Annotated in this window: 15 protein-coding genes; 6 read left to right on the plus strand and 9 right to left on the minus strand. The window is 59.7% G+C overall.

Going from position 1 to position 17,822, the window contains the following annotated elements:
- Positions 1-252: 252 nt before the first annotated feature.
- The 6 genes from ACIPL2_RS15005 to ACIPL2_RS15030 are packed head-to-tail and all read left to right on the plus strand — an operon-like array spanning position 253 to position 10,413.
- Positions 253-1,044 carry a YfaP family protein gene (locus tag ACIPL2_RS15005; RefSeq protein ID WP_401357573.1) on the plus strand — a complete coding sequence of 264 codons (792 nt, stop codon included), beginning with the start codon at positions 253-255 and terminating at the stop codon, positions 1,042-1,044.
- A gap of 37 nt (positions 1,045-1,081) precedes the next feature.
- Positions 1,082-2,794 carry a DUF2138 domain-containing protein gene (locus ACIPL2_RS15010; RefSeq protein WP_401357575.1) on the plus strand — a complete coding sequence of 571 codons (1,713 nt, stop codon included), beginning with the start codon at positions 1,082-1,084 and terminating at the stop codon, positions 2,792-2,794.
- Entirely contained in the window at positions 2,779-3,429 is a 651-nt protein-coding gene (locus tag ACIPL2_RS15015) for a DUF1175 domain-containing protein (protein ID WP_401357577.1), read from the plus strand. Before ACIPL2_RS15010 ends, ACIPL2_RS15015 begins: the two co-directional genes overlap by 16 nt.
- Positions 3,426-7,982 (plus strand): alpha-2-macroglobulin family protein, encoded by a 4,557-nt coding sequence (locus ACIPL2_RS15020; protein WP_401357715.1) that lies wholly within the window; start codon positions 3,426-3,428, stop codon positions 7,980-7,982. The genes ACIPL2_RS15015 and ACIPL2_RS15020 overlap by 4 nt, the downstream gene beginning before the upstream one ends.
- 1 nt (position 7,983) lies before the next feature.
- Positions 7,984-9,603: a DUF2300 domain-containing protein gene (locus ACIPL2_RS15025; RefSeq protein ID WP_401357578.1), complete on the plus strand. Its 1,620-nt coding sequence runs from the start codon at positions 7,984-7,986 to the stop codon at positions 9,601-9,603.
- A gap of 3 nt (positions 9,604-9,606) precedes the next feature.
- Positions 9,607-10,413: a YfaP family protein gene (locus tag ACIPL2_RS15030; RefSeq protein ID WP_401357579.1), complete on the plus strand. Its 807-nt coding sequence runs from the start codon at positions 9,607-9,609 to the stop codon at positions 10,411-10,413.
- Between the two features lie 71 nt (positions 10,414-10,484).
- Here ACIPL2_RS15030 and ACIPL2_RS15035 read toward each other — a convergent pair whose 3' ends face one another.
- The 9 genes from ACIPL2_RS15035 to ACIPL2_RS15075 all read right to left on the minus strand — a co-directional run bounded on the left by ACIPL2_RS15035 (position 10,485) and on the right by ACIPL2_RS15075 (position 17,819).
- Positions 10,485-10,787, minus strand: coding sequence for a type II toxin-antitoxin system RelE/ParE family toxin (locus ACIPL2_RS15035; RefSeq protein ID WP_401357581.1), 303 nt, complete (start codon positions 10,785-10,787; stop codon positions 10,485-10,487).
- A complete protein-coding gene (locus ACIPL2_RS15040) occupies positions 10,777-11,016 on the minus strand; it encodes a type II toxin-antitoxin system RelB/DinJ family antitoxin (RefSeq protein WP_054616768.1) in 240 nt (79 codons plus the stop codon). The genes ACIPL2_RS15035 and ACIPL2_RS15040 overlap by 11 nt, the downstream gene beginning before the upstream one ends.
- 474 nt (positions 11,017-11,490) lie before the next feature.
- Positions 11,491-12,243, minus strand: coding sequence for a S24 family peptidase (locus tag ACIPL2_RS15045; protein ID WP_401357583.1), 753 nt, complete (start codon positions 12,241-12,243; stop codon positions 11,491-11,493).
- Between the two features lie 221 nt (positions 12,244-12,464).
- Positions 12,465-12,992, minus strand: a complete 528-nt coding sequence (gene ppa / locus ACIPL2_RS15050; protein WP_028620880.1) for an inorganic diphosphatase — start codon at positions 12,990-12,992, stop codon at positions 12,465-12,467.
- A gap of 273 nt (positions 12,993-13,265) precedes the next feature.
- A complete protein-coding gene (locus ACIPL2_RS15055; protein WP_401357585.1) occupies positions 13,266-14,078 on the minus strand; it encodes a zinc-dependent peptidase in 813 nt (270 codons plus the stop codon).
- Positions 14,079-14,084: 6 nt separating this feature from the next.
- Positions 14,085-14,741 carry a DedA family protein gene (locus tag ACIPL2_RS15060; protein WP_401357587.1) on the minus strand — a complete coding sequence of 219 codons (657 nt, stop codon included), beginning with the start codon at positions 14,739-14,741 and terminating at the stop codon, positions 14,085-14,087.
- A 276-nt stretch (positions 14,742-15,017) separates the two neighbouring features.
- Positions 15,018-15,479, minus strand: a complete 462-nt coding sequence (locus ACIPL2_RS15065) for a GNAT family N-acetyltransferase (RefSeq protein WP_401357589.1) — start codon at positions 15,477-15,479, stop codon at positions 15,018-15,020.
- Between the two features lie 112 nt (positions 15,480-15,591).
- The gene (gene eutC / locus ACIPL2_RS15070) at positions 15,592-16,416 is read right to left on the minus strand and encodes an ethanolamine ammonia-lyase subunit EutC (RefSeq protein ID WP_401357591.1); all 825 of its coding nucleotides are present in this window, start codon (positions 16,414-16,416) and stop codon (positions 15,592-15,594) included.
- Positions 16,417-16,424: 8 nt separating this feature from the next.
- Positions 16,425-17,819: an ethanolamine ammonia-lyase subunit EutB gene (locus ACIPL2_RS15075; protein WP_401357592.1), complete on the minus strand. Its 1,395-nt coding sequence runs from the start codon at positions 17,817-17,819 to the stop codon at positions 16,425-16,427.
- Positions 17,820-17,822: the final 3 nt, after the last annotated feature.

Genomic DNA, 17,822 nt, shown 5'->3' on the forward strand with positions numbered 1-17,822 from the left:
GCCGAATAAAAATGCTATTCGGCTCATTGGGTGAGCCGAATATGACGCTTATTCGGCTCACCGTCCACCGCATCGCCGTGATGCCTACCGCAAATCGCGAAGCCTGCGATTGTTAATAAACCGCCAACTGGCTACCCTTCGCGCCTCTACGACCCCATAGTCACGGGTCTTTCAGACGAAACGCAGTTTTTGCATCTGTAACGCGCCGAGGATCGGGCGCAAGGTTTCGTCAGGCATGGCAGGAGGCGTCACATGCGTTCATTTCTTCTAGTGCTGATGGGGCTGGTCTGCGCGGCTGCGGCGTGGGCCGAGCCGTCGGCCGAGTTGTCGGAACCGGTGGGCGGTTGGCGTTACTCAGGCCTGCTCGACCGCAGTGAAAACCCGCAAGTCGCCTATCCCACGCCGCCCATCGACCGTGGCGTGCAGCGCAACCGCACGATGATCGAAGGTCAGCTCAAAGCCATCGGCACGCAACGCGGGCCGCACACGCTGGCGGTCAATGGCAACCCTTTGAATTTGTACACCGACGACCAAGGGCGTTTTGCCCGGCCGTATGCGTTCGGCGCCGGTTCCAATAGCGTCGAAGTGCGCAGTGCCGAAGGCCAGTCGCTCAAGCGCGTTCAATTCTATGAAGCCAACAACCTGCGCACCCCGGCGCGGATCCGCGTCGTGCTGGGTTGGGACGACCCGAAAGCCGAACTCGACCTGCACATCATTACGCCTGACGGCCAGCACGCGTTTTTCGCCCACACGGCGTTGACCAACGGCGGCGGTCTGGACCCGGATGGCGTCGATGGCCCCGGCCCGGAAATGTTCACCATGACCGCGCCGATGCATGGCACCTATCTGGTTTACGTGAACTATTGGGGCAACTTCGGCAGCGAAGGCTATAACTTCGATGAGACCAGCAACCAGAACGAGGTGATCACCTCGCAGATCAACCTGGTGCTCAACGAAAACACCGTCGACGAAAAACGCGAGACCTTCATCGTGCCCCTGCGCGCGATCGGTGACCTGCTGCTGGTCAAGACTTTCAACTATTGAACATCCCGCTCCACGGATGACATCGGGTTTTGTGAACATGAGCGATAACACTGTTTCTCCGGCCGCCGAAACGCCTGCAGCCAAAACTCCTCGCCGCTGGCCGGTGCTGCTGGTCGGGCTGGTCCTGGTGGCCGGCGTCGCTGGCGGGTTGGGGTGGTTCCTGCACAAACCCAAGGCGCCGCCAGCGGAATTGGCCAGCGACAAGCTGGGCATGAGCCGCCCGGACGGTCTGCTGGAAACCCATTCCTTGAGTCAATTGCCCAAGGACTTGCTGGCCGTGCCGTTCCTCAAGGAAACCCTGACCGAGGATTTCGTCTTCTATTACGAAACCCATGCGGATCGCCTCGGCTTGATCGGCAGCCTGCGACGGATCATTTACGAACATGACCTGAAATTGCAGGACAGCCTGATCGAGCAGCTTTTCGATCAACCAGCGGACGTGGCGCTGTGGCGTGGGGCAGATGGTCGCCTGAAAGACTTTTTGTTGGTGATGGATCGCGGCGGTCTGGCCAAAGTGCTGGAACCGTTGGCGAAAGTGGCGCTGGATGATTCGCAGCTGAGCAAAGTCGCCGATATGAAAGTCGGTGCCGACGACGTAGCGCTTTACCAACTGAGCTACAACGCCAGCAAGGCGCTGCTGTTCGCCTCCCATGGCGACAAACTGGTGGTGCTGTCCAATCCGTCGAAACTCTACGACCCGGAAAGTGGTTCTTTAGAAGAGCCTGGTAGCGTCTCGACCAAAGCCATCGCGGCACTGCTCAACGGCGACAAACTGTTCCCTGAGGCCTTCGGTCTGCCACCGCGCGCGCCCGAGGTGAAGCAACGCCTGTCGGTCAACTCCAGCGTCCTGGCCATGGGTTACCAGCGTTTCATCCCGAATTTCGCCGGCCTGCGTTTTGACATGGACGACAAGGGCTGGCACAGCTTTCTCGCCATGGATGAACTGGAGAACCAACCGGACTTCGACTTCAAACCGATCTGGCAAGCCATGCCGATGGGCGCCAGCGCCTGTGTCGCCTTGCCGCTGCCCGCCGAACAGCAAAAACCCTTGCTGGTAAAACTTGGCGCCGAAGAAAAAGTGGCCCAGGCCCTGACCGAACACATGGCCGGTGCCGCTGGCCTGTGCTGGTACGCCGATTCGCGGCTGTACACGCCGTTGCTGGTGGCCAGCCTGAACGACAAGGACAGCGCCAGACTCGACGGTGACCTGGGCACGCTGTTCGGCTCGATGGTCGGCGCCTATGAAGGCAACGTCGAAGAACATGCATTTCCGGTGGTCGAGAAACAGGAAGGTGAAACCCATCAATGGCAACGTCAGGTCAGCTCCAACTTCGGTCCATACAACGCCAAGGACGCCGAGAACCCGGACGCGATCACCGGCAAGGCGTTCATGAAAGTGAGCCTGGCGCGCCACGGTTCCACGCTGCTGTTCTCCCTCGACGACAAACTGCTCGACAAGGCCCTCGGCACCCTTGATAAACGCTTCCCGCCCATGGCGGATGTGGTGCCCAAAGACCTGTTGATGCCGGTCTACTTCGGCCCGGATTCCATGGCGCAGCTGATGCAGCAGGAAACCCTCGACAGCCTGCCGCAAGACATGGAACCGGTGTTCTACAACGCCGCGCAAACCTACTTGATCCCCAAACTGCGCAAGCTCGGCGGTTACGGCAAATACGCGCTGACCTTGCCCGAAGGCAGCGAACCCGACGGCCATTGGCAGTGGCTGCCGCTGGAATGGAAAGCCCTGTGACCGCACTCATCCGAGGCCTTGGCTTGCTGGCAATGCTGCTCGGCAGCCGGGCATTTGCCACTGACGCGCCGCCGCTTGATGTGCAGCAATCCCAGGTGTTCCGCGCCTGGTTCGTGCGCATTGCCCAGGAGCAGCTGACCCAAGGCCCGAGCCCGCGCTGGTATCAGCAGGACTGCGCCGGCCTGGTGCGTTTTGCCGCCAACGAAGCGCTGAAAGTCCATGACGACAAATGGCTGCGCAGCAACGGCCTGTCCAATCGCTACCTGCCGCCGGAACTGCAACTGAGCGACGCCCAGCGCGGCCTCGCCCAGCAATGGCAGCAGGGCGGCGGCAAGGTCGGGCCGTACGTCAACGCGATCAAACTGATCCAGTTCAACAGTCATTTGGTTGGCCGCGACTTGGCGCAAGCCCGCCCCGGCGACCTGATGTTTTTCGATCAGGGCGACGACCAGCACTTGATGATCTGGATGGGCCGCTACATCGCCTATCACACCGGCACCACCACCCCCACCGACAACGGCATGCGTTCCGCGAGCCTGCAGCAACTCATGACATGGAAGGACACCCGATGGATACCCGACGCAGCCAACCCCAACTTCATCGGCGTCTATCGACTGAATTTTCTCTCCCAATGATCGGTGCCCGCATGCTGCGTTTTCTATCTGTGCTGTTGGTGTTGGTGCTGCCTTTTTCGCTGGTCAACGCCGAAGACACCGTCGAGCCGAGCGGCTACACGCCGGTGGCCGGTGAAAGTTTTTTCCTGCTGGCCGACAGCAGTTTTGCCAGTGATGAGCAGGCGATGGTGCGCCTCGAAGCACCGGGCCGTGACTATCGGCGCTTTCGCATGGAGCCTTACGGCGGCGCGGACATTCGCGTGTATCGCATCGATAAACCACTGGATTTCCTCAAGCGCCAGAAGAACCTGCACCGCGTGGTCAGCGACGGCCAATTCAAGGGCGAAGGCCTGTCGAACACCCTCGCGTACCTGTGGGACAACTGGTATCGCAAATCCCGTCGGGTGATGCAGCGGGCGTTTTCCTACGAGTCGCGTAAACACGTCACCGAGGAAGTGCCGGAACTGAAGATGGGCACGGCCATCGCCGCGCCAACGCCCTACGACGCACAACCGCAATTTGCCTTGATTCCGGGCCTGCCAATGGTCAGCCAATTCCGTTATCCACTGTGGGAAGCCAAACCGATCCAGCCGCCCGCCGGCGTTAACCTGGCCGGTTCTTCCAGCGAGTTCGTCAGCGTTGCACCGGGCAACGTGTACATCCCGTTGGGTAACCTGAAGCCGGGTCTGTACCTGGTGGAAGCGCTGATCGGTAAGTACCGGGCGACGACCATGGTGTTCGTCTCCAACACCGTGGCCGTGAGCAAGATTGCCGGTGATGAACTGGTGGTCTGGGCCGCGCGCAAACACCAGGGCAGTTCGGTGCCGAAGGTCAATGTGCTGTGGACTGACGGCCTCGGCGTGATGAGCAGCGGAGCTACCGACATCGATGGTTTGCTGCGCCTGAAACACGTCAGCCCCGAGCGTTCGTTCGTGATTGGCGAGGACGAAGAGGGCGGGGTTTTTGTCTCCGAAAACTTCTATTACGACAGCGAAATCTACGACACCAAACTCTATGCCTTCACCGATCGGCCGCTGTATCGGCCGGGGGATTGGGTATCGCTGAAAATCGTCGGTCGCGAGTTCAAGAATGCCCGTGATTCGGTGTTGCCGACCGCTGCCGACGTCAACGTGACCGTGCTCGATGCCACGGGCACCGCGCTGCAATCGCTGGCGCTGAAACTCGATTCCAAGGCCGGCACCCAAGGCCGTTTCCAGTTGCCGGACAACGCAATGGCGGGCGGCTATGAGCTGCGTTTCAGCTACAAGGATCAGGCCTACAGCAGCGCGTTCCGCGTTGCCGAATACATCAAGCCGCACTTCGAGATTTCGCTGAACCTGGCCAAGCAGGATTACCGCACTGGTGAGCCGGTCAAGGGCAGCCTGGTGTTGCTGTACCCGGACGGTAAACCGGTGGCGAACGCCAAGTTGAGCCTGAGCCTGCGTGCCCAGCAACTGTCGATGGTCGACAACGAGCTGCAATACCTCGGGCAGTTCCCGGTAGAGTTGACCAGCACTGAATTGACTACCGATTCGAAGGGTAACGCAACGCTCGACCTGCCGGCCGCCGACAAACCAAGTCGCTACATGCTCACCGTTTTTGCCAGCGATGGCGCGGCGTATCGGGTCAAGACCACCAAGGAAATCCTCATCGACCGTGGTGCCGCGAATTTCCGTCTGAGCGCGCCGCAACGGTTCAGTGCCGTTGGCGATAAGGTTGCGTTCAGCTACGCCAACGAAGATGGCAGCGAGCCGGTTACGCCGAGCAGCTATGGCTGGGTTCGACTGGAAGACCAGACGACGGGCGAGGGCAAACTTGCAGCCACCGATAAAGGTTTTACCCTGGCCTTCGAGCGGCCGGGCACTTACAACCTGACGCTGAAGGATGATCATGGTCGAGCGCTGGGTGCGACGGGGCATTCGGTCACCGGCGACGGCGTCAAAGCCGTGCCCGGCACCGTGGAAATCGTCCTTGATAAACCCGAGTACAAGGCCGGCGATGAAGCCCTCGCATTGATCACTTTTCCTGAGCCGGTCAGTGATGCATTGCTATCGCTGGAGCGGGACAAGGTCGAGGCCACCGCGCTGCTGTCCAAGGGCGGCGACTGGCTGACGATGGAAAAACTCAGCGAGACCCAATACCGCGCGCGGATCCCGGTGAAGGACAGCTTCGCGCCGAACCTGACCTTCTCCGTGCTCTACACCAAGGGCGGTCAGTACAGCTTCCAGAACGCGGGCATCAAGGTGATCGCGCCGCAGATCGACGTGGCCATCGCTACCGATAAAGAGTCATACCAGCCGGGCGATACCGTGTCGGTTGACCTGACCACTCAGTTCGCCGGCAAGCCGATCCCGGCGCACCTGACGGTCAGTGTGGTCGACGAAATGGTCTACGCGCTGCAGCCGGAAGTCGCACCGACCATCGACCAGTTTTTCTACCACCCACGTCGCAACAACGTGCGCACCAGCGCCAGTCTTTCGTTCATCAGCTACGACGTGGCGTTGCCGGGCAGCCCAGGCGCGCCGGGCAAAGCCAACCGCAGCGAGCGCGGCGTGAAAGTGCTGGAGCGCCCGCGTCGAGAAGACGTCGACACCGCCGCCTGGCAGCCTGAACTGGTGACCGACGCCAACGGCAAAACCCGCTTCACCTTCAAGATGCCCGACTCGCTGACCCGCTGGCGCATCACTGCCCGGGCCATCGCCGATGACGGTCAGGTCGGACAGAAAAAGCAATTCGTGCGCTCGGAAAAGCCGCTGTACCTGAAGTGGAGCGGCCCGACCAAATTCCGTGCGGGCGACAAACCCGATCTCGGTGTGTTCGCTTTCAGTCAGGCCGAAACGCCGGTGAAAGCCGAGCTGGTGATTCACTACGCGGGTGCCGAGCAACGCGTGCCGGTGACGCTGAACAACGGCATCAACTACCTCGCACTGCCGGGGTTCGCCCTGACCAATGGTGAATGGGCCGCCGAGCTGGTGCAGGACGGCAAAACGGCTGACGCCTTGGCCGTGCGCCTGACTGCGACCGGTGATGGCTGGCAGGTGACGCAGAGTCAAAGCCTGGACGTGGCCAGCGGTGATACGCCGCTGACGTTGCCGGCGGATGCCACGGACATTCGCCTGCGTCTGGATGACAGTCCGCAAGCGTTATTCCGTTCGGCACTCGATGATTTGCTGAGTTATCCGTACGGCGGCGTCGAACAAACCGCCAGTCGATTGCTGCCGTTGAGCATCGCGTACCCGACGCTGTCATCGAATCCGCAGATCCGCGATCGCCTGCGCCTGATCATGCAGAACAGTCGTCTGCGGTTGGTGCAAATGGCCGGGCCGTCGGCGAGTTTCACTTGGTGGGGCATGGACGGCGAGCCTGACGCGTTCCTTACCGCTTACGCCTATTACGCCGACTGGCACGCCAGCAAAGCACTGCAACTGAGCCTGCCGCCGGAGCATTGGCAGCGGGTGCTGGAGGTGTATGCAAAGCAAGCCAAGAACACGCCGTTGTTGCAGCGAGCGCTGATTCTGTCGTTCGCCAAACAGATGCAATTGCCGGTCAATACCTTGCTCAGCGGTTTGATGGACGACCTGGCGAAAGCAGGCGAGGGCAATGCTGCGAATCTGATGGAGGACGGTGAAGACAGTATGGTCATGAGTGATCCGGATTCGGCGTTGGGGCTGGCGGCGGCGCGTGCGTTGACGGCCTCGTTGGCTCACCAGTCCAAAGTGACTTTGCCGGATGCCGTCAACCGTCAATTGCCCGATGCGCAGCAACGTTTGGCCGTCAGTTCCCAGCCGTTCGCCGAAGCGTTGAACCTGTCGCTGCAACCCTTCGATCAGGCTCACGCGACAGCATTGTTGCAGCGTCTGCTGCCACAGCAATCGACGCTGGAACGCGCGTTGGCGCTGACTTGGCTGCAACGCAGCATCGAACAGGCTTCGCCGACCATCGCCCTGGCACCGGGTGAAGGCTGGAAGAAACAGTACGGTGATACCGGCGAGACGTATTGGACGTGGCAGGGCGTGACGCCTGTACCGGCAGCCTTGTCGCTGACGGGGACGCAAGAACGCCCGCTTCGCGCCGCGCTGAGCTACCAGACCCAGCAACCGCCAGTCGAACCGATGGCCGTGACCATCACCCGGCGCCTGTCGCGTCTGGTGCCGGGCGACGAAGCGTTCACCTTCAAACTCGAAGCGGTCGGCAGCAAGCCGTTGTCCAGCGACAGCCTCTATCTGGATGAAGTGATCATCACCAGCAAAGCGGCGAAACCGCTGCGCTACGGCATGCTTGAAGTGCCGCTGCCACCGGGTGCCGACGTCGAGCGCACCACGTGGGGCATCAAACTCATGGGCAAGGCTGGCACTGAACCGAGTGCGCTGGAGAAGGCCCGCTTCGAACCGGGGCAAATGGCTTATGCGATTCCAGTGGATGCCTTGAGCGGCGAACTGCGCTTGCGGCATCTGGTGCGCTTCTCGCAGAAAGGTCAGTTCAACGTGCCGCCAGTGCGCTTCACGCAGGTCTACGCGCCACAGCATCAGGCTCAGGAACAGAAACCGGCCCTCGGCCAGGTCACGGTCAACTGACATGACCCGACCTCTGGTCTGGTTACTGCTGTGCTTGATCCCTGCGCTGGCCTCAGCGCAGGACGAGCCGTTGCGCCTGGGCTTCAAGGGTGAACTGATTGCCTTGAGTCGGACGCAAGTGCTGTCTCGCGAGCCATTGCCTGCCGATTTGCAGACGCCGCTGGGCAGTCTGTGGAAGTTGTTCGTCTATGGCTGGCTGGTGGATACCGGCGCGCGTGAGCCGGCGTATGAATGCCGCGGGCAGTCGAAAGAGGAAGTTTATTGCTGCACGGCGGGCGGCAAGATTGAGCGCGATCAGGCGTTGGTGAAGTCTTGCGGGTTGTATTTTGAGCCGGCGCGGTTGGGCATTGCAGAGGCGGATTGGCGTCAGTATTGGCAGGCACGACAGGCGCCGGAGTGGCTGCTGGACTTGGCGTCGCTGCAGCCTGCTACACGAGTTTCCGTGACCGAGTTGCTTAAGGTGTTGGCCATGATGCCGTCGCAACAGCAGACACGGCGGGTGCTGCTGGATGTGATGTTGAACGCGGCCGACGGCAATGTCGTGGGAGAACTCGGTGGCCGGCTGCGGGTGAAAACCTGGAGCTGGTTGGACGATCAGGATCCTACGGCGCGACAGGGCGGATTCGCCGGCTGGACGGCGGACGGTACGCCGATCTGGGCCGGTGGGCGCGGGACCAGTCAAAGGGTGCTTCGTCATTACGGCGCAGCGTTGGCTTCCGTACTGCCGGTTGATTGGCCTTTGGATGCGGGACGCTGTGTCGAGGTGGGTCTGTTTTCACGCTATCCGATTGCACGTGTTTTGGCCGGGGATCGAGTTGTTTCTTCCGGACCGATGCAGGGCGACTACCGCGTCGAATTCACCAACGGCAACCAACTCGATATCCACAGCGACGGCGAATTGTTTTTACTCGAAGACAAACTTGTCGCCCGCCTGGACCGCGAAGAATACGTTGCACGCGTCCTCCAGCGCGAAGCCAAATCCGAACCCGTCGAAGCCGCCAAAGCCCTGGCCATCGCCGTCCGCACCTACCTTCTGCAAAACGCCAGCCGCCACGGCGACTGCCTGAGCATCGACGACAGCAGCAGCCGCCAACGCGTCGCGCCGCGTCCAGCCTCCGCCGAATCACGCAACATCGCTGCGTGGACCAGCGACCTGGTTATGGCCGGCAGCACCGTCACCTACCACTCCGACCAACCCGGCCCGGACAAACTCTCCTGGCAGCAAGCCGTCGAACAAGCCGACGCCGGCCAACGCTACGACGCGATCCTGCTGCACGCCTACCCACGCGCCAGCCTCAGCCGCTGGGACAACCCGGTCGCTTCCTGCGAAGCATTGCCCGCCGCCCAGGACTGGCTGCAAACCCAACGCCGCAGTTGGCGCCAACGCCTCGAAAGCGAAACCGGCTACAACGACGTCAGCACCTTCGCCGTCTGCCGCCTGGCCTTCGGCCGCCCCTACGTCGACCGCGAACGCCAACGCCTCTACGTGCGCGGCGTGCTGTCCCTGCAAGACCGCCTCGACCTGACCCACGAATACCTGCACCTGGCCTTCGAAGCACACCCCAACGGCCAGGACGAAACCTACATCGAAGGGCTCGCCCGCCACCTCTTGCTGGAATAGGCCATGAAACTCCGTTATCCACAGGTCTTCCTGTTCCTCTGCACCGTTTGCACATGGCCGACGACGTACGCCGCCGTCAACCTTGACACCCCTGTCGGAGGCTGGCGTACCGGCGCGGTCGAAGGCGAAGGCGAAAACTTCCGCCAGACCGTGAACTACCCGGCCTCTTCGGTGAATACACCGGCAGGACAGGCCAACACCGCGCGCATCTCCGGACAAATCAAAACCACACCCAAATCCACCGAGCCCGGCCGATTGATCGTCAACGGCGTAAGCATGCCACTGAAAATCGACCCCGCCGGCCGCTTCGATCGCCCGTTCTCATTCCCGAACGGCAGCAACAGCGTCGAAGTCCGCAGCCCCGATGGCCAACAACGGCATCGCACGCAATTCCTCAATGCCAGCGGCGGAGCGACACCCGCCAAGTTGCGGGTGCTGCTGTCCTGGGATAGTGACGGCACTGATCTGGATCTGCACCTCATCACCCCGGATGGCGCCCACATCTGGTACGGCGACCGCGTCGCGCCGAATGGTGCGGCACTGGATGTCGACGTGACCACTGGCTACGGCCCAGAAATCTTCGCCATGCCTGCGCCGATCAAAGGGCAGTATCTGGTGTACGTGAACTACTTCGGCGGTGGGTATCGCAGTGATGAGGAAGGCCAAGAGGACGCGGTTCAGCCGTTGACGACGGCGCAGGTGACGGTGATTACGGAGGAGGGGACGCCGAACGAGAAGATGGAGACGTTTCTGGTGCCGATGCGGGCGGTGGGGGAGTTGACGTTGGTTAAGGGGTTTAGTTATCCGTGAGGGGGAGATGTCGCAACGGCACTGCCACTAATCGCTCTTGATTTGTCGTAGCAGTGCTGCAACTAATCGAATTAGTCAGCAGGTAGATGACCGATTCGGTCCTGTGCATCTTGGTATACGACTTCACGCTCGCGCTTTCCGATAGCAACCACGAAAACGACGACCTCGTGATCCAGAACCTGATAGATCAGTCGGTAGCCGGCGCTTCGGAGTTTCAACTTGTAGCAATCCGGCAGTTGACGAAGCCGATTGGCTTCAATGCGAGGATTCTCGAGTACTTCAGCAAGTTTCTTCTTGAACTGTTGGCGCAACGTATCGCCCAGTTTGTTCCACTCTTTCAGTGCGCGACGATCAAATTCAAGGCTATAGGTCATCCAGACTTACCTTGACTCGCTGAGGTGCGGCAAGACGTTCGGTGACCACAGCGATGAGAGCTTCATCCTCTTCGCTGAGTAATGCAGCTTTAAAAGGCAGCTTGCCGCGCTCTGCGACGTACTGAAGGGTTTGGCGCAGCAGCTCGGAAGGCGTTACCCCGAGTTTTTCCAGCTCGGCGAATGAGCGCTGCTTCAGGTCATCGTCGATGCGGATGTTGATGGAAGCCATGATGAAATACCTGTAATGACGTTTGTCGTTACGTTAGCAATGGCTCCCTTGCATGGCAACACCGGCTCAGCATTTTCAGACGATGGGTATGGTTTCTTCCAGGCATTAAAAAGCCGGCTTGTGGCCGGCTTCTCGGGGACTGGCTTGGTTCATTTTTGGTAAACCGCGCCAGCCTTCAAAACGTACACCCGGATCTTGCGTCCGGCTGTGGGACTTGGCGAGAACGTGATCTGCCTTGTCGGTGCGATCTGAGCCTTGGGAAGGGTCGATGCGCAAATGTGGGGCGCAGCATACTGATTTTTTTGAGGAATTCCCAGTGTGGTGTGCGCAATAGAGCCATAGGGTTGCTTTGGACTGAACGCAAACCGGGGTTCTGATGGTGAATGTTCAATCACCTTCGCGGGCAAGCCCACTCCCACAGGGTTTGTGCGATGCCCGTGAGAGTGGTTTGTCCGGGTAGAAAGCGGTGTGGTGCTACAGGAATGGGATGGGTGGCCTGCGTTTGTTGAGGGTTGACCACCAGAACACCCAGCCCAATACCCTGATGTTTTGTTCTTCGATTTGCGCGGCTCTGAAAATTTCATCCGGGTATTCGGCGCTGTTGTGGCTGCGCATGCGTATTGCGTTGCCCGGTACTCGATGCAGGTATTTGATCCGCAGCATTCCGTCATGCTCGATCGCGTAGATTTCCCCATCGACAATTTGCGTTAGCCCGCGGTCGATGGCGAGGATGGAGCCGTCTTCGATCTTTTCGCTCATGCTGTTGCCGATCATGCGCGCGCAGATGGCGTCGGCGTGGTTGATTTCCAGAGAGTCGAGATCACTACGCAGCAAGCGTATGGATTGGCCGGGGTCTTTGATGACATGGGTTTTGTTGGCGCCGGGTGTGATGACTGTTTCTTTGAAGAAGGGCAGTTCGACATCGGTCGGCTCAATCACCCTGTAGGTGCCGCGGATCGATTCGGCGTCGAAGGTGTTGCCGGACTCGTCGCGCAGACGCAAGTCTTTAGCGTCTTTCGGGCCTTCGCCGATTTTCAGCCATTCAGTGTTGACGGACAGTCTTCTGGCAACATCTTCCATGCGGTAGTCAGGGACTCCGCGGGTATACCAGTTATGGACAGTCTGAGGGTCGGAAACACCCAGGAATTCGGCAAATCTCGTTGTCGTGATATTTAACTCTTTCAGGAGCATTCTGAATCGTGGGCCGCAGGTTTTATTCTTTTTCATAAACACGAGTCTAGCCGTGCGGCATATGGCTTTTATTCAACAAATCGTTCAAATCTGGCGTGAAATTTAAGTCCTGATGTAAGACGTCTTTTGTAAAAATTAAACAAGGAAAAACCGGTTTGTCCGCCAGTTAAATGTGCTGTTGAGCTTGATATTCAGACGCCCACAAAAAAACCCGGATCAACCGGGGTTTTTCTTGAAGCTGATCGCTGCCGCGGCTATCAGCCTTTGTAAGCAGCAACCGACTTCATGATCTCGGTGCGAGCGGCTTCTGCGTCGCCCCAACCTTCGATCTTCACCCATTTGCCTTTTTCGAGGTCTTTGTAGTTCTCGAAGAAGTGCTTGATCTGCTCCAGCAGCAGCGGCGGCAGATCGGTGTATTCCTTCACGTCGACGTACAGCTGGGACAGCTTGTCGTGTGGGACTGCGATGACTTTGGCATCGCCGCCGCCGTCGTCGGTCATGTGCAGGATGCCGACCGGACGAGCGCGGATCACCGAGCCTGGCGCAACCGGGTAAGGGGTCACGACCAGCACGTCGAGGGGATCACCGTCGTCAGCCAGGGTGTTCGGGATGAAACCGTAGTTGGCCGGGTAAAACATCGGGGTGGCCATGAAACGGTCAACGAACAGGCAATCGCTGTCTTTGTCGATTTCGTATTTGATCGGAGCGTGGTTGGCCGGGATCTCGATCGCGACGTAGATGTCGTTCGGCAGGTCTTTGCCAGCCGGAATCTTGCTGTAGCTCATTGGGCGGTGCCCCCGTTAGTTGACCAAAAACACTTGGCCGGATTGACCAAAAAGTGGCGGCGATTATAGGCATATTCCGCCACCGTTGCTATGTGCCAGAGGTCGTAGAGACCCTGGCGTCCTGTCTTACCGATACTGTTGCTTTTTGACGGCGTCCGTTGCGGCCATGCTGCGTTGCCGCTCCTCGCCATAGCCAGCTATGACTCGTCGCGCCGCCTTGCCTGACCACAACGGCCACTCGTCAAAAGAGCAACGTATCGGTAAGACAGGACACTAGTCGTGTGCCTGATAGACCGGGTTCTCTGCCAGAAGTTGCTGCAACCGGGCCAACGGATCCTGTCGGTAAAACAGCTTCAGCTGCTCGTAGACCTGAGGATACGCCTCGTGCAGCAAATCCGGGGCGCTGAAGAAGTATTCGCTGGTGACCGCGAAAAACTCGGCGGGGTTTTCCGCCGCGTAGGGATCGATGGCGGTTTCAGCGTCTGGATTGCGCTCCAGTTGCCGGTCGAGGTCGTCGTAGGCTTCTTGCATGATCTTGGCCCAGTCGCTGACGCGCATGTCGGCGTGCAGCGGCGGCAGGCCGTTGGCGTCGCCGTTGAGCATGTCGAGTTTGTGTGCGAGTTCGTGGATCACCAGGTTGTAGCCTTCCCAGCCTCCGCTGGCCATCACACCGGGCCAGGCGAGGATGATCGGACCTTGCTGCCAGGCTTCGCCGCTGTGTTCGCCGTCCCACTCGTGCTCGACGCCGCTGGCGTCGCGATGACGCTGGGGGCTGAGGAAGTCGTCGGGGTAGAGGACGATTTCGTGGAAACCCTGATACCAGTTCAGATCGCCCAGATGCAGCAACGGCAATTGGGCCTGGGCGGCGAGCAGCAGGCGTTGCTCCTGGTGGAGTTCAACGCCGCGCAAGGCCGTCAGGTGTTTGTCTTGCAGAAACAGCACGCTGGCTTCGCGCAACCACTGGTCTTCGGCATCGCTGATACCGTCGAGAAAACTCAAGTGATGGCGCACCCGCTGCCACATGTCGTCGGCAATCGGGTGCTTGGCCAAGGTGCGCTGGCGTCGCCAGGCGCTAAGGGACCACATTGTGAATCAGCGCGGGTGGGCTTTTGATGCGGCGTTGCCGAAGCGGCTGCGGACGATGCCGATGATCATCGGTACCAGCGACAGCAGGATGATGCCAACCACCAGCAACGACAGGTTCTGCTTGATGAACGGAACGTTGCCGAAGAAGTAACCGAGAGTCACCAGGCCACCGACCCACAGGATGGTGCCGAGGACGCTGAAGGCGAAGAACCGCGGATAAGGCATTTTCCCCACACCAGCGACGAACGGTGCAAAGGTGCGGATGATCGGCAGGAAACGCGCGAGGGTCACGGTTTTGCCGCCATGCTTGTCGTAGAAGTCGTGGGTTTGCTGCAGATAGTCGCGGCGGAAGATTTTCGAGTTCGGGTTGCTGAACAGTTTTTCGCCCGCCGTTCGTCCGATCACGTAGTTGGTGCTGTCGCCGAGAATCGCCGCCAGCATCAGCAGGCCGCCCAGCAGCACCGGGTCCATGCCGCCGCCGGCCGCTACGGCGCCCGCGATAAACAGGAGGGAATCGCCGGGCAGGAACGGCATCACCACCAGGCCGGTTTCGCAGAAGATCACCAGGAACAGAATGGCGTAGATCCATGGCCCGTAGTTGTTTACCAGCAAGTCGAGGTAAACATCGAGATGCAGGATAAGGTCGAGCGGGTTGAAATCCATGGGGGGCACCTGTGGTGATGGCCCGACTCAGCAGGCCGTGCGGATGACTTCATATAAGACTACAGACGGATGTAGTTTTTCTTACAAGCCGGGAAGATCGGCATTATACGGACTGAAACGTGAAAAGCGTGTCGAGTTTGTAGCGGGGGATTTCGCGCAAAACTGCAGGCGCGAGCTTGCTCGCGATGTGCCTGATAACGCTGCGGGGTGCCAGGCTGCAGCGTTATCCTTGGCGAACATCGCGAGCAAGCTCGCTCCTACAGGTATGCGGTGTGGTCAGAGTTCGTCGCTGATCGGCAGTACGTAGTTCTTGAACTCGGTGTCTTCCTTGAATCCGATGGACTCGTAGGTTTTCTGCGCGACTTCGTTGTTGCTGCTGGTGGAAACCCGCATGCGCACGGCATTGGTTTCCTTGGCCATTTTCTTCGCGGTGCGAATCAGATTGTCGGCCACCAACTGGCGGCGGGCCTCTTCGGCAACGTAAATGTCGTTGAGGATCCACACGCGCTTGAGCGAAAGCGAGGAAAAGCTTGGGTATAACTGACAGAAACCCATCAGTTTGTGGCTGTCGTCATCGGACAGGGCCAGGTAAATCACCGATTCCTTACGACGCAGGCGTTTCTCGAGGAATGCCCGGGACGAGTCCGGATACGGCAGAGCGCCATAAAACTCGCGATATTTGACGAACAACGGGGTCAGCAGGTCCAGGTGTTCGAGGGTCGCTTGAATAATCCGCATGGTTGGTCTCGTCTTCAAGTGGCTGTCTTGCATAGTGACGGCGACGGGAAACTCTGGCGGCCGTGCATCGATCCTGCCTGAAACCGGAACAGAAACGCAATGCGGAAACGGTTCAGGAATTCGGCGGATTCAGTAGGAAATTACCTTTCAAATCCGCACCTGCGTCCGACTCCAGCGTCTGAACCTGGGCTTCGTCCTTCAGATTGACCCCGGACAGCTGCCGCCGACAGGCCTCGCGCATCAAATAAAGCAAACGGTGTGCCGCCATACCATAACTCAGGCCTTCGAGGCGGACATTCGAGATGCAGTTGCGGTAGGCATCCGTGAGTCCGACCTTGGGATCGTAGGTGAAATATAAACCCAGGCTGTCGGGGGAGCTGAGGCCAGGGCGCTCGCCGATCAGGATCACCACCATTTTGGCGCCGAGCAGTTCGCCAATCTCGTCGGCGACAGCGACGCGGCCTTGTTCAACCAACACCACCGGTGAGACGGACCAGCCTTCTGCCTCGATCTGTTCTTCCATACGCGCCAGAAACGGCAGGGTATGGCGATGAACGGCGAGTGCCGACAAGCCATCGGCGACGACGATGGCCAGATCAACCCCGCCAGAATGGGCCAGCGCGTATTCGCGCAGGATTTGCGCCGACTCATCACTCAACTTGCGCCCCAAATCGGGGCGTTGCAGATAACTGTCCCGGTCCTTGGCCGCGCTGTGCACCAGCAAGCTGTCGCGCCCGCACTCCGCCAGTTGCGCGCTAAGCCCAACGTGGTCGAACGGCAAGTGCACCGCATCCCGCGCCTGGGCATGGGCGTACTGGAAATCCAGTTGCGCACTGGTCGGCATGCTAGTGCCGGTACGGCCGAGAGCAATCCGCGCCGGGGTCAGGCGGCGCAGTTCCAGCAATGGGTTCTGCGGATCGACGGGAGGTTTTTCCATAACAATAGTCATCCCAGTTGCGCCATGGCTTGGCGGAAGGCCGGCGGCAGGCTGTTGCCGAAGTGAACTTTGCCATCCGCCTGGGTGAAGATGCCCATTTTGGCCAGCCATTGTTCAAACTCGGGTGCAGGTTTCAGGCCCAGAGTCTGGCGCGCGTAAAGGGCATCGTGGAACGAAGTGGTCTGGTAGTTGAGCATGATGTCGTCGGAGCCGGGAATGCCCATGATGAAGTTGATCCCGGCCACGCCCAGCAGGGTCAGCAGGGTGTCCATGTCGTCCTGGTCGGCTTCGGCGTGGTTGGTGTAGCAGATGTCGCAGCCCATCGGTACGCCCAGCAATTTGCCACAGAAGTGGTCTTCGAGGCCGGCACGGATGATCTGTTTACCGTTGTAGAGGTATTCCGGGCCGATGAATCCTACAACGGTGTTCACCAGGAACGGCTTGAAATGTCGCGCCACCGCGTAGGCACGGGTCTCGCAGGTCTGTTGATCGAGGCCGTGATGGGCGTTGGCTGACAGCGCGCTGCCCTGACCGGTCTCGAAATACATCAGGTTCTGCCCCAGCGTGCCGCGATTCAGGCTCAAACCGGCGTCATAGCCTTCCTGCAGAACGTTCAGGTTGATGCCGAAACTGGCATTGGCCGCTTCGGTACCGGCAATCGACTGGAACACCAGGTCCAGCGGCACGCCGCGATTGATCGCTTCGATCGATGTGGTGACGTGGGTTAATACGCAGGCCTGTGTAGGAATTTCGTAGCGCTGGATGATTGCATCGAGCATTTCCAGCATCGCGCAGATCGAAGCAATGCTGTCGGTGGCCGGGTTGATGCCGATCATCGCGTCGCCGTTGCCATACATCAAACCGTCGAGAATGCTCGCGGCGATGCCGGCCGGCTGGTCGGTGGGGTGGTTGGGTTGCAGGCGTGTCGACAGTCGACCGCGCAGGCCCAGCGTGCCGCGAAATTTCGTGACGACGCGGATTTTTTGCGCCACCAGCACCAGGTCCTGTACGCGCATGATCTTCGATACGGCAGCGACCATTTCCGGGATCAGTCCTGGGGCGAGGGCGCGCAGGCTGTGTTCGTCGGCCGCGTCACTGAGCAGCCAGTCGCGGAAACCACCGACAGTGAGGTGACTGACGACTGCGAAAGCTTGCAGGTCGTGAGTGTCGATGATCAGTCGGGTGACTTCATCGGTCTCGTAAGGAATCAGCACTTCCTGTAGGAAATGAGTCAGCGGAATGTCAGCCAGGGCCATCTGCGCAGCCACGCGCTCGCCATCGTTGAGGGCGGCGACACCGGCCAGAAAGTCCCCGGAGCGCGCCGGGCTGGCCTTGGCCAATACTTCCTTGAGGCTTTCGAAGCGGTAGGTCTGGCTACCGACGGTATGTGAAAAACGTGCCATTTC

The sequence above is a fragment of the Pseudomonas sp. NPDC086251 genome (assembly GCF_044746405.1).
In the GTDB taxonomy this organism is placed as follows: Bacteria; Pseudomonadota; Gammaproteobacteria; order Pseudomonadales; family Pseudomonadaceae; genus Aquipseudomonas.